The 11,825-nt window shown below is 72.6% G+C and carries 12 protein-coding genes; 3 read left to right on the top strand and 9 right to left on the bottom strand.

Annotated features, from left to right (window positions below; all coding sequences use genetic code 11):
* Window positions 1-87: 87 nt before the first annotated feature.
* A complete protein-coding gene (locus tag ACZ6S4_RS13160) occupies window positions 88-669 on the bottom strand; it encodes a TetR/AcrR family transcriptional regulator (RefSeq protein WP_465475153.1) in 582 nt (193 codons plus the stop codon).
* A gap of 56 nt (window positions 670-725) precedes the next feature.
* Here ACZ6S4_RS13160 and ACZ6S4_RS13155 point away from each other — a divergent pair, with 56 nt between their 5' ends.
* Window positions 726-1,169 carry a DoxX family protein gene (locus ACZ6S4_RS13155; protein ID WP_465475152.1) on the top strand — a complete coding sequence of 148 codons (444 nt, stop codon included), beginning with the start codon at window positions 726-728 and terminating at the stop codon, window positions 1,167-1,169.
* Window positions 1,170-1,368: 199 nt separating this feature from the next.
* Here ACZ6S4_RS13155 and ACZ6S4_RS13150 read toward each other — a convergent pair whose 3' ends face one another.
* Genes ACZ6S4_RS13150 through ACZ6S4_RS13140 form a run of 3 tightly spaced genes read right to left on the bottom strand, consistent with a single transcriptional unit; the run spans window position 1,369 to window position 4,771 of the window.
* Window positions 1,369-2,241, bottom strand: a complete 873-nt coding sequence (locus ACZ6S4_RS13150) for a transglutaminase family protein (RefSeq protein WP_465475151.1) — start codon at window positions 2,239-2,241, stop codon at window positions 1,369-1,371.
* Window positions 2,238-3,179, bottom strand: a complete 942-nt coding sequence (locus ACZ6S4_RS13145; RefSeq protein ID WP_360545372.1) for an alpha-E domain-containing protein — start codon at window positions 3,177-3,179, stop codon at window positions 2,238-2,240. The genes ACZ6S4_RS13150 and ACZ6S4_RS13145 overlap by 4 nt, the downstream gene beginning before the upstream one ends.
* Window positions 3,173-4,771 (bottom strand): circularly permuted type 2 ATP-grasp protein, encoded by a 1,599-nt coding sequence (locus tag ACZ6S4_RS13140; RefSeq protein ID WP_465475150.1) that lies wholly within the window; start codon window positions 4,769-4,771, stop codon window positions 3,173-3,175. Before ACZ6S4_RS13140 ends, ACZ6S4_RS13145 begins: the two co-directional genes overlap by 7 nt.
* A gap of 430 nt (window positions 4,772-5,201) precedes the next feature.
* Between ACZ6S4_RS13140 and ACZ6S4_RS13135 the strand changes: the two genes are divergently transcribed.
* Entirely contained in the window at window positions 5,202-5,981 is a 780-nt protein-coding gene (locus ACZ6S4_RS13135; protein WP_465475149.1) for a DedA family protein, read from the top strand.
* 387 nt (window positions 5,982-6,368) lie between these two features.
* On the opposite strand, the gene ACZ6S4_RS13130 is transcribed toward ACZ6S4_RS13135, so the two are convergent.
* Entirely contained in the window at window positions 6,369-7,769 is a 1,401-nt protein-coding gene (locus ACZ6S4_RS13130) for an NAD(P)H-quinone dehydrogenase (RefSeq protein WP_465475148.1), read from the bottom strand.
* Between the two features lie 107 nt (window positions 7,770-7,876).
* Between ACZ6S4_RS13130 and ACZ6S4_RS13125 the strand changes: the two genes are divergently transcribed.
* Complete coding sequence (locus ACZ6S4_RS13125) at window positions 7,877-8,338, top strand: gamma-glutamylcyclotransferase (RefSeq protein WP_465475147.1); 462 nt, start codon at window positions 7,877-7,879, stop codon at window positions 8,336-8,338.
* Between the two features lie 3 nt (window positions 8,339-8,341).
* On the opposite strand, the gene ACZ6S4_RS13120 is transcribed toward ACZ6S4_RS13125, so the two are convergent.
* From ACZ6S4_RS13120 to ACZ6S4_RS13105, 4 genes are read right to left on the bottom strand one after another with little or no spacing between them, the layout of a single operon-like run.
* Window positions 8,342-9,292 (bottom strand): GNAT family N-acetyltransferase, encoded by a 951-nt coding sequence (locus ACZ6S4_RS13120; RefSeq protein ID WP_465475146.1) that lies wholly within the window; start codon window positions 9,290-9,292, stop codon window positions 8,342-8,344.
* Between the two features lie 42 nt (window positions 9,293-9,334).
* Window positions 9,335-10,072 (bottom strand): SCO6745 family protein, encoded by a 738-nt coding sequence (locus ACZ6S4_RS13115; RefSeq protein WP_360814917.1) that lies wholly within the window; start codon window positions 10,070-10,072, stop codon window positions 9,335-9,337.
* 41 nt (window positions 10,073-10,113) lie between these two features.
* A complete protein-coding gene (locus tag ACZ6S4_RS13110; protein ID WP_465475145.1) occupies window positions 10,114-11,079 on the bottom strand; it encodes a hypothetical protein in 966 nt (321 codons plus the stop codon).
* 1 nt (window position 11,080) lies between these two features.
* Window positions 11,081-11,716 carry an MBL fold metallo-hydrolase gene (locus tag ACZ6S4_RS13105; RefSeq protein ID WP_465475144.1) on the bottom strand — a complete coding sequence of 212 codons (636 nt, stop codon included), beginning with the start codon at window positions 11,714-11,716 and terminating at the stop codon, window positions 11,081-11,083.
* Window positions 11,717-11,825: the final 109 nt, after the last annotated feature.

Here is an 11,825-nt window from a genome sequence, read left to right as displayed (position 1 = left end):
ACCCGACCTCTCCATCGGCTCAGCCACCACGGTCACGCGACCTCTCCATCGGCTCAGCCACCACGGTCACGCGACCTCTCCATCGGCTCAGCCGGCGGGGGTCAGGTGGTGGAGCACGGCCCGGGCCGCTTCGTCGGGGAGTTCCGGCATGTCCGGCAGGGCGCCGCTGAGCCACAGCGTCGCAAAGCCGTGCGCCAGCGACCACGCGGCCAGCCCGGTCTCTCGCACGTCCGCGCCGGCCTGACCGTCCGGCAGGTCAGCGACCCCTGAGTAGAGCGCGGCGCTCGACCCGTCCCGTGCGGCCAGCAGCGCCGGGTCGTCCGCATGGTAGAGATCCGGGCGCCACATCACCTCGAAGTGCGCCCGGTGCGTCGTCGCGAACCGCACGTAGGTGACGCCGAGTTCGAGGAAGCTGCCCGTCGCCGCCCGGGTCTCCCGCAGCGCCGCGGCAAGCAGGTCGAAGCCCTCCGCCGCCAGCGCCGTGAGCAGCCCTCGCTTGTCGCCGAAGTGATGAGCCGGCGCGGCGTGCGAGACGCCGGCCCGCCGGGCGAGGTCACGCAGGCTCAGCGCCGCCGGGCCTTCCTCGGCGATCGATTCAGCAGCGGCGGCCAGCAGCGCACGCCGCAGGTCACCGTGGTGGTAGCTCATGTCACCAGCATAACTTTCCATTGACAAGATGCGAGCGTTCGAGGCATCTTGGCAGTGACAAGTTCGGAGGACATGCGATGGCACCCCTGTTCACTCTGTTCGCCGGCACGCTGCTGGCCCGCCTGCTCGGCGTGCTCGGCGTGGACGCTCTCGACGGCTGGCTTCCCGCGCTGCGGGTGGGACTGGCCCTGATGTTCGTGCTGACCGGCCTGGTCCACTTCGGTCTCGGCCGGCGCGCGAGCCTGGTCGCCATGGTCCCGCCGCGCCTGCCCAGGCCGGAGCTGCTGGTCACGGTCACCGGAGTTCTGGAGCTGGCCGGCGCTGCCGGGCTGCTGCTGCCGGCGACCTATCGCCTGGCGGCCGGATGCCTGGCACTGCTGATGGTGGTGATGTTCCCAGCCAACGTGTACGCGGCCCGGCACCACGTCGACCTGGCCGGTAAGCCCGCCACCCCGCTGCCGCTGCGCACCGCTCTGCAAGCGATCTTCGTAGCGGCAGCGCTCACCGTGGCGCTGGCCTGAGCGCCAGGCCAGGCCGAGCCGCGCCGGGCCAGGCCGCGCCGGGCCGCGCCAGGCCGGGCCGCGCCAGGCCGGGCCGCGCCAGGCCGGGCCGCGCCAGGCCGGGCCGCGCCGGGCCGGGCCGGGGCCGGGCCCAGGCCGGGGGCCAGGCCCAGGCCGGGGGCCAGGCCGGGCACGCCGGGCCGGGCCGCGCCGCGCCGGGTCAGCGGAGCCGGGTGATCGTCACCTCGACGGCCTGCCCCGTACTGGCCGGCCCCGCATACACGCCCTTGAGCGGCGGCACATCGCCGTACTCCCGCCCCCGGCCGACCACGACGTGGCGCTCCCCCACCGGCACCCCGTTGGTCGGGTCGAAGGCCGTCCACCGGCCAACCCACCACTCCACCCAGGCGTGACTCTGACCGACCACACTGTCCCCGATCGCCGCCGACGGCTTCGGGTGCAGGTAACCCGAGACGTAGCGGGCCGGCAGCCCCATTTCGCGCAGCAGCCCCACGGTCAGGTGGCTGATGTCCTGGCAGACGCCTTTGCGCTGCTCCCACGCGTGCAACGCGTCGCTCTGCACGCCCGTGGCACCGGGCTGATAGGAGACCTCACCGCGCACAAACTCGCAGACGGCCAGCGCGGCAGCATGCGGGGTCGCGTGCGCGGCGCGGATGTCGGCCGCGATCCCGGTCAGCTCGTCGTTCAGGCCGGTGCGCTTGGTGCCCAGCAGCAGTTCGTACCAGCGGTCGACGTTCTCCGGCACCGCCAGCTCGTCCCACGCCGCGCCTTCGCCCTGCTCGATCAGGTCGCCGGGCGGCAGTGTCTCCACCGTGGACGTCGCCGTGACGGTGAGCGCCTCGTGCTTGGCGTGCACGTCGAAGGCCGTGACCACCGTGCCCCAGTAGTCCTCGTAGCGGTACGTGCGCGCCGGCGGCCACACCTCGACCCGGGCGTCCAGCACCGCCTGGTGGGTCTCGTTGCGTGGCCACATCCGGGCCTCGTTGTAGGACGACGACACCGGCCCGGCGTAGTCGAACCCGCTGCGGTGCTGGACTTTCAGCCGCCAGCTGTCCACCAAAGGAACGCTCATGCCACCACCGCTCCCCGGACCCAGTTGACCGCCGTTGTCTGCCGGAAGTAGCGCCGCGAGACGGCCTCGTTGACCTGCGAACACGTCTTCTCCAGGCTGGCCAGCACCGGCCCGAGGTCGTCGATCAGCTCGTCCGCGCCGCGGAACTCCAGGTTGGTGCGGGCCCGGCCGACGATCCGCTGCGCGTCCGTCGCCACGCCGGCCCGGCCAGGGTCCGGCTCCAGGTCGGCCAGGCAGCCCTCGGCGGTGGAGAGGGCGGCGAAGACCGAGCGCGGGAAAAGCCGGTCCAGCAGCAAGAATTCCGCCGCGTGGCGGTCGTCCAGCGATCCCCGGTACGTCCGCAGAAACGTCTCCCAGGCCCCGCTGGACCGCAGCAGCGTCAGCCAGGACGGAATGCTCCCGCCGGCGCGCTCGTGCGTGCGCAGCAGCCGCGCGGTCATGTCCACCCGTTCCACGCTGCGGCCCAGCACCAGGAACAGCCAGCCCTCGTCGCGGCTCATGGTGGCGTCGGTCAGCCCGGTCATCACCGCGCAGCGTTCCCGCACCCAGCGGAAGAACGAGTGCACCCCCTGCTGCTCCACCCGGCGGCGCGCGTTGGGCAGGCCGTGCCAGGTCGAGTTGAGGCATTCCCACATCTCCGAGGAGACCGTCTCGCGGGCGCCGCGGGCGTTCTCCCGGGCCGCCGCCAGCGCGCCGACCACCGAGCTGGGGCTGCGCTCGTCCAGGCCGAGCAGGCCGACCACGCGGGCCGCGGTGAACGGCTCGTCCTCCATCGGCATGCCCATCACCGCGAGCAACGACCGGCAGGCCTGGTCCTCGCTGGTCCACGGGTCGGCCAGGATGCGCTGCAGGTGCACGTCCAGGATCCGGGCGGTGTCCTCGGCGCGCTCGACGTAGCGGCCGATCCAGTAGAGCGACTCGGCGATCCGGCTCAGCATCGCGACTCTCCCTGCTGCTGTTGCTGCTGCTGTTGCTGCTGCTGCTGCTGCTGCTGGGAGTCGGCGGCGCCGGCCCCCGGGCCGGGCTCGGGGCTGGACGCCGAGGGCAGCGGCGCCGGTTCGGCCGACAGGTGCGGCACCTCGAACGGCGACATGTCGTCGGCGTCCGCGAGCACCCAGGTGTCCTTCGAGCCCCCACCCTGGCTGGAGTTCACGACCAGGGCGCCCTCGGGCAGCGCCACCCGGGTCAGGCCGCCGGGCAGCACCCAGATCTTCTCGCCGTCGTTGACCGCGAACGGCCGCAGGTCGACGTGCCGGCCGCGCAGCCGGTTGCCGATCAGCGTGGGCACCATCGACAGCTTCACCTCGCGCTGGGCGATCCAGCCCCGCGGATCGGCGACGATCTTCGCGGTGACCTCGGCCAGCTCCGCCGCCGAGGCCTGCGAGCCGATCACGATGCCCGCGCCGCCGGCCCCGTCGACCGGCTTGAGGACCAGCTCACCGACGCGCGGCAGCACCTCCTCCAGCACCCCGGGCTCGTCCAGCCGGTACGTGTCCACGTTGGGCAGCAACGGCTCCTCGTCCAGGTAGTAGCGGATCAGGTCGGGCACGTACGTGTAGAGCAGCTTGTCGTCGGCGACGCCGTTGCCGACCGCGTTGGCGATGGTGACCCGCCCGGCCCGGGCCGCGTTGATCAGGCCGGCCACGCCGATCACCGAGTCGGCCCGGAAATGCACCGGGTCGAGGAAGTCGTCGTCGATCCGCCTGTAGATGACGTCGACGCGCTGCTCGCCCGCGGTGGTCCGCATGGCCACGTCGTTGCCGACGCACACCAGGTCGCGGCCCTCGACGAGCTCGACGCCCATCTCCCGGGCGATCAGGGCGTGCTCGAAGTAGGCGGAGTTGTAGACGCCCGGGCTCAGCACCACCACCGTGGGATCGGTGACGCCGACCGGGGCGGCGGCGCGCAGGGCCCGCAGCAGCATGCTCGGGTACGACTCCACCGGCAGGATCCGGGTGGCGGCGAAGACCTCGGGCAGCACCTGGGCCATCGCCCGGCGGTTCTCCATCACGTAACTGACCCCGGACGGGATCCGTACGTTGTCCTCCAGCACCCGGAAGGCGCCCTGCTCGTCGCGGATCAGGTCGACCCCGGCGACGTGGATCCGTACGCCGTTGGGCGGGTTGATCCCGGCCGCCGCCCGCAGGAAGTGCGCACTGGTGGCGATGATCCGCCGCGGCACCACGCCGTCGGCGAGCACCTGGCCGGCGCCGTACACGTCGGCGAGGAACGCCTCCAGCGCGCGGATCCGCTGCGCGACGCCCAGCTCGACCGAGCGCCACTCGGCGGCCGCGATGATCCGCGGGACGATGTCGAGGGGAAAGGGACGTTCAACGCCCTTGAGCGCGAACGTGATGCCCTGGTCCAGGAAGGCCCGGGCCAGCACCTCGGCACGAACGCCCAGCTCAGCGCTCGACAGCGGCTGCAGCGTGGCGTGCAGGGCCTCGTAGGTCTCGCGAGGCATGCCGAGCTCGCCGAACATCTCGTCCCAGCCGGGGCCGAGGCGGTACTCCTCGAAAAGATCCGCCATGGCCTGACCCTACGGGCGACTCGTTGCGCGCGGGTAACAGTGGTCACGGCCACTTCACCTGCGGCCCGGCCACCACATGAAGGGCGGGCCGCCGGTACGGGACCTACCGACGGCCCTGGCGCAGCGAGCCCGGCGTGCAGCCGGGCCGGCGCCGCTCGCCCGAGACACCGAGAACGGGGGACCCGGCGTATCGGGGACTGCACCAAGGCTACGCGTGCCCGGCCCGCACCAGAAGCGGCTATCCGTACCTAGATCGCCAGAGATTGGCAGAAATGCCTCGCGTCACGGACCACACCGGCAACGCCGAGCACGTAGCGTGGCGGGCATCACCCTTAGCCGGGCCTGATCAGGGAGCATCCTGTACTCAGCTCATTCTCAGGGGCGCCCACGGAGAATGCCGTGAGCCCTGGAGCCGCGAGGTGGCCGACCGATGACCGATTTGTTGACCGTGATGGCAACACCGGCATGGGCGTACCTTGCGCTTTTCGGATTCCTCGCCGTCGATGCGATGGTCCCGGTGGTGCCGATCCAGGCCATCATGATCACGTCCGGCGCCCTCACCGTGTACGGCAACCTGAGCCTCCCGTTGGTCATCGCGGTGGGCGCCCTGGGCATGTTCACCGGTGACACGATCGCGTTCGTGCTGGGCCGCACCGCCGGTCACGTCGGCGGCCACTGGCTCAGCGGGCGGCTGAGCGCCCTGCGACAACGCTTCGCACCCCGCCACGAGCACGCGGAGAAAACGGAGTCGAAGACCCGCCGGGCCGCCGAGCGCTTCACCCGGGGCCTGCGCAAGCCCGGCCCGCTGGTGCTGCTGCTCTGCCGGTTCGTCCCCGGCGGCCGGATGGCGGCGGGTTACCACGCCGGCCGCAGCGGCTATCCGATCAAGCTCTTCGTGATCTACGACGGCGGGGCGGCGCTGTGCTGGGCCACCTACGGCGGCCTGGTCGGGCACGTGGGCGGCACCGCGGTGACCCAGTCGGCCTGGCGGCTGTTCGCGATCGCCGCCTGCGCCGCGCTGATCTTCGGCACGGCGGGGTGGATCCTGGCCCTCTTCGGCGGGCGCAAGGACAACGCCGAGGAGATCAGCGAGGAGATCAGCGAGGACGCGGCAGCCGACGACGACGCCCCGGCGCCGACCCCGGACGACGAGCGGGCGAGCACGGAGGAAGCGTCGCCGCCGGACCGCCCGGTCCACCTGCGGCACTGACCGCATCCCCGGCCGCCCCAGCCCGCGGCCAACCAAGCCCGGCTCGCCCAAGCCGGGCCGCCCGGACCGGCCCGCCAAGCCCAGACCGGCCCGCCAAGCCCAGACCGGCCCGCCAAGCCCAGACCGGCCCGCCAAGCCCAGACCGGCCCGCCAAGCCCAGACCGGCCCGCCAAGCCCAGACCGGCCCGCCAAGCCCGGACCGGCCCGCCAAGCCCGTCCGCCAAGCCCTGACCGGCCCACCCCAGCCCGGCCCGCCCAAGCCCGGCGCAGGTCCCGACCCGCCCAAGCCCGGCCCGCCCAAGCCCGGCCGCAGGCCCCGACCCGCCCAAGCCCGCCGCAGGCCCCGACCCGCCCTGACCGGCGGCCGCAACGCCCCGGCCGCAGCGCCTACTGCAGCTCGTGCAGCATCAACTGACGGGCCGCCTCGGCGATCGACCCGGACAGCGACGGGTAGATCGTGATCGTGTGGGCCAGCTGGTCCACCGTCAGGTTGTTCTCGATCGCCATCGTGATCGGCAGGATCAGCTCGCTGGCCTTGGGCGCCACCACCACGCCGCCGACGATCTGGCCGGTTGCCGGGCGGCAGAAGAGTTTCACGAAGCCGTCCTTGAGGCCGGCCATCTTGGCCCGGGCGTTACCGGTCAGCGGGAGCATGACCTGGCGGGCGGGCACCTTGCCGGCGTCGACGTCGTTCTGCGAGACGCCGACCGTGGCCAGCTCCGGGTCGGTGAAGACGTTGGCCGAGACCGTCCGCAGGCGCAGCGGCGCCACGGCCTCGCCCATGGCGTGCCAGACCGCGATCCGGCCCTGCATCGCGGCCACGCTGGCCAGGGGCAGCACGCCGGTGCAGTCGCCGGCGGCATAGATGCCGGGGACGTTGGTGCGCGACACCCGGTCGACGGTCACGTAACCGCCGTTGGCCACGTCCACGCCGTACTCGCGCAGGCCCAGTTCGGCGGTGTTGGGCACGGCGCCGACGGCCATCAGGGCGTGCGAGCCCTCGACCGTACGGCCGTCGGAGAGCGTCACCAGCACACCGTCGCCGGTGTTGACCACCGTGTCGGCGCGGGACTGGTTGAGGATGGTCATGCCGCGCTCGCGGAAGACCCGTTCGATGGCCATGGCGGCGTCGGCGTCTTCGTGCGGCATCACCCGCTCGCGGCTGGAGACCAGCGTGACCTGCACGCCCATGGCCAGGTAGGCGCTGGCGAACTCGGCCCCGGTGACACCCGAGCCGATCACCACCAGGTGGCTGGGCAGCTCGTCGAGGTCGTAGACCTGGCGCCAGTCGAGGATGCGCTCGCCGTCGGGCACCGCGGTGGGCAGCACCCGCGGGGTGGCGCCGGTCGCGATCAGCACCGTCGTGGCGTCGACCGCGTATTCCGTGCCGCCGGCCGGGGTGATCAGCACCTGGTGGGTGTGACCCAGCGTGTCCTCGCCCATCCGGGCCCGGCCGGTCACCACGTCCACGCCGGCCTTGATCAGCTTGGCCTGGATGTCGCCGGACTGGGCCAGCGCGAGCCGCTTCACCCGGTCGTTGACCGCCTTGGCGTCGACCGTGACTCCCTCCAGGCCGGCCGAGCGGATGCCGAAGCGCTCGTTGTGCCGGTAGCCCGTCACCACCTCCGAGCTGGCGATGAAGGTCTTCGACGGCACACAGTCGGAGAGCACGCAAGCGCCGCCGGCCCCGTCGGCCTCGACGAGGGTGACTTCCGCGTCGAGTTGTGCGGCGACCAGCGCCGCCTCGTACCCGCCCGGCCCACCGCCGATGATCACGATCCGGCTCACGATAGTCCGACCTCCATTGCAGTGTTTTGTCGCTTTCGTGCCGCAGATGTGCCGACACGCACACCTCGTATTCTCCACCACCGGCCGTCCGGGCTATCGTCATCGCCGTGGGTCACTACGCCGCGTACGGTTCCAACCTCGATCCTGCCCGGATGCGGGCCTACTGCCCGCACTCGCCCATGGTCGGCGTCGGGTGGGTGGAAGGCTGGCGCCTGACCTTCGCCGGCGAGGGCGACATGGGCTGGGAGGGCGCGGTCACCACGATCGTGGAGTCCCCGGGCGACCGGGTCTTCGTCTCGCTCTACGACGTGCACCCGTGGGACGCCGCCCAGCTCGACGAGGTCGAGGGGGTGACCGCGGGTGCGTACCAGAAGCTCACCGTGCGTGTCTCCACGCTCGAGGGCGAGTTCAGCGCCTGGGTCTACGTCTTCGACGGCTACGAGGGCGGCATGCCGACGGCCTGGTATCTCTCCGAGATCGCCAACGCGGCCGAGAAGGCCGGCGCGCCGGACGACTACGTGGCCGAGCTGCGCCGGCGGCCCACCCGCACCGCCTCGCCGGAGCTGTAGGCCCTAGACCGTCCGCTGGTAGATGTTGGCCTCGTAGAGCGGCCGCATCCCGACCGCGCGGTAGAGCCGCGCGGCTTCGGTCGGGTTGGCCAGGTCGACCCCCAGGCCGGCCGTCGTGCGTCCCTTGGCCGCATAGGCCGCGAAAGCCCGGTGCAACAGAGCCGCACCCACACCCCGCCGACGGTACGGCCGCAGCACCGCCAGCGACCGCACCCATCCGCCGTTGTCCTCGACGCCGGAGTCGGAGGACTGGAGCACCCCGGCCCACTGACCGTCGACCTCACCGACGAACCACTCGTCCCAGGCGACGCTCGCCTCGCCGGCCACCTGCTGCCGCCAGGTGTCGAAGCCGGTGGCGTCGTGGTCGCTGTCGCGGAACGCCTCCTCGATGGTGGCGTGGAACCGGCGCAGCTCGGCCTCGTCGTCGTGGCGCAGCGGCCGGACGGTGACACCGGGCGCGGGCGGCGGGACGGTGACCGGGCCGGCCAGCGACATGGTCATCCGCGCGTGCTGCTTGACGAAGACAAAACCCGCGTCGGTGAGCGCCGAGATCCACGGCTGCTCGGTCGGGACCGCGCCCGCCCGGACCGCGTACGGGTCGTGCCCGAACTCCCGGCCCCGCTCGGTGACCCGGTCGAGCAGCAGGGCGAGGAGCGGGCGCAGGGCAGGCACCCCGCGCTCGGGCCACACGTAGACCTCGATGAACTCGCGCGCGCCACCCGAGGGGTTGTCCGGATACGCCCAGCCCACGATCTCACCGGCGGCGTCCAGCGCCACCCAGCAGTCCCGGGCCGGGTCGGTGTGCGGCATGGTCAGCGCCGCCCGCACCTCCTCGGCGGTGTAGTCGGGCTCACCGACCGCGGCGATGTCGCTCGCGTGGGTTAACCGGAGGAGCTCCGGCACGTCGTCCAGGGTCGGCCGGCGGGTGCGCCAGCCCTCGGGCAGTTCCGTCACCGGAGAATCTGAGCACAGCGGCGCGGCGGCACCAAGCGTTTTTCACCGGCTCAGCCGGTGCGACAGCGAGGTCAGCAGGCCGATCAGCTCGATCCGCTCGGCCCGGTCGAGGCGCGCGTACGCCTGCCCGGCCAGCGAGTCGGCCACCGACTCGGCCCACATGAGCCGCCGCACGATCGGCCCCGGCGACGGGTACGGCGGCTGCCAGCCGAACGCCACCGCGTCCGTCTCACCGTCCGGGCCCGCGATGATCGCCTCCAGCGGGGTGAGCCCGCTGGCCCGGACCGCCACCACGTGCACGCCCAGCCGGTGCTCCTGCAGCAGGTGCAGCATCACCGCGGCCTGGGCGCCCGCCGAGGCGTCCGGCACGGGCATCGCGCGCCACGCCGCGAACAGCGTCAGGCCCGCGGCGTCCACCGCCTCCACGACCCGCTTGGCCAGCTCCAGCAGCCTGGTCAGCCGGGGGAAGCCACCGAGCTCGTCCACACCCCACCGGCACAGCTCGTGCAGGTGCCAGGTGGCCACCTCCACCGGCGGCGTCGTCTTGGCCGCGGCCTCCCAGCCGTCGGTCACCGCCTCGGGGGCGATGAAGCCGATCGCCGCGGCGACCGTCTCCGGGCGTACGTCGCCGAGCGCGCCGGCCCGGGCCGACACGTGGTACGCCCACCCGGACAACCCCATCAACCGCGCACGGCGCAGTGTCTGCGGGGACTCGGCGAACGCCCCGACGAGGTTGGCGAGTCCCGGCTTGGCGTTGGCGGCTGCCTGTTCGGGGGTCACCTGAGCGATTCTGCTCCCCCTGACCGGTTCGTGAAAATGGCCTACTGATCCGGTTCATCCGCGTCGAGATCCTCCAGGGCCGCCTCGACGTCCCCGACCTCACGCCGCGCGGCCGACGCGTCGCGCTCCGCCGAGCGCCGCGCCAGCTTGCGCCGGGACACCTCGGCCTGCGCCACGATCCGCTGTCGTTCCAGCTCAGCGAGCTGTTCCTCGATCTCGTCGACGGCGTGGGCGGCCTCCTGCTCGGCCGCCTCGGCGCGTTCCAGGCGGGTCCGGGTCTTGGCCTCCGCGGCCCGGGCGGTGGTCAGCCGGCGTTTGAGTTCGCGGCGCCGTTCCGCCCGTTCCTGCCGGGCTTTCTCGGCCGCGCGGCGTTTGCGCTCCTCCAGCGCCGTGGGCCGGGCGGTCCGCTCGGGCTCGGCGGCGACGGCGAACGGGTTCGGCGGCGCCTCCTCGTCCTCGTCGCCGTCCTCTTCCGGCTCGTCCGGCTCGTCGGCGGTGACCAGGCGCAACCGCGGGCGCGGCACCTCACCGAAGCCGGCGTACGTGGCCGCCTTGACCAACCGTCCACTGCGTACCTGCTCGGCGATGTCCGGCTCGGCCAGGGCGGCGGTCAGCGTCGCCTCGACCTCGGCCATCGGCAACTTCACCGTACGCAGCCCCGGGTCGTCCTCCAGGGCGAGCTTCTGCGCGGCGTTGACCAGGGCGGACACCACCTGCCGGCGTTGCGTGGAGAGCTCGCGCAACTGCTCACCCTGCAGGCTGCGCTGGGCCGAGCGCAGCGCGGTGGACAGCTCCACCAACTCGTCGATCAGTTCCGGGCGGCGCAGGGCGAGCAGGTTGACCAGCCAGGCCGCCACGGTCGGCTTGCGCAGCGCGGCCAGCCGCTTGGCGGTCTCCTTGTCGCCGGCCCGTTTCGCCTCGTCGATCGCGGCGGCCCGGCCCGCGACGAATCCCTCCGGCGGCGCCTCGTAGAGCGCCCGGATCACGTCCTCGGTGCTGGTCGGCACGTCAGTCCAGCGTCGTGCCGGGCGCGACGCGGGCGTACCGGGTGCCGCCGAGGCGTTCGAGGTGGCCATCCGAGACCTGCGCGCCGGTCTCGGTGAGCAGGGAGTCGTGCAGCGCGAACGCCCGGCCCGGCTTGACCGCGCGGACGAACTCGATCGCCTCGCTGAGCTTGAGCCAGGGCGCGTTGAGCGGCACGAACAGCGTGTCGACGTGCTCGTCGGGCGCGGTGAACGAGTCGCCCGGGGTGTAGACCGAGCCGGAGTCGTCGGCGATCAGGAAGCCCAGATTCGCGATCCGGGGAATCTCGGGGTGGATCACGGCGTGCTGTCCGCCGTACGCCCGGACGGTGAAGCCCGCCGCGCTGAACTCGGTGCCCGCCTCGACCGGGGTGACCACGTCGGCGAAGGCGGTCAGCTTGGGCAGTACGTCCGGGTGGGCGTAAACACGCAGGTCGGGCCGCTGGGCCACGGCGTCGGCGAGCCCGTCGACGTCGAGATGGTCGAAGTGCTCGTGGGTGATCAGGACGGCGTCGGCGCCGGTCAGCGCCGACCGTTCGCTGAACGCCCCCGGGTCGACGACCAGGACGGCGTCGCCTCCCTCGAGACGTAGACAGGAATGCGTGAACTTCGTGACGCGCACGTGAGCCCTCCGGTGCCGAATCGTGACCGCTCATGTCGCAGTCTGCCGGAACCGGCTCCCGCGCGCCGCACGTCCCAGGGGGCAGACCTCAACGGGGAACGGAGTATCC

Source organism: Actinoplanes sp. NPDC051405 (assembly GCF_055586185.1).
This window is presented reverse-complemented; position numbering and strand designations above follow the sequence as displayed.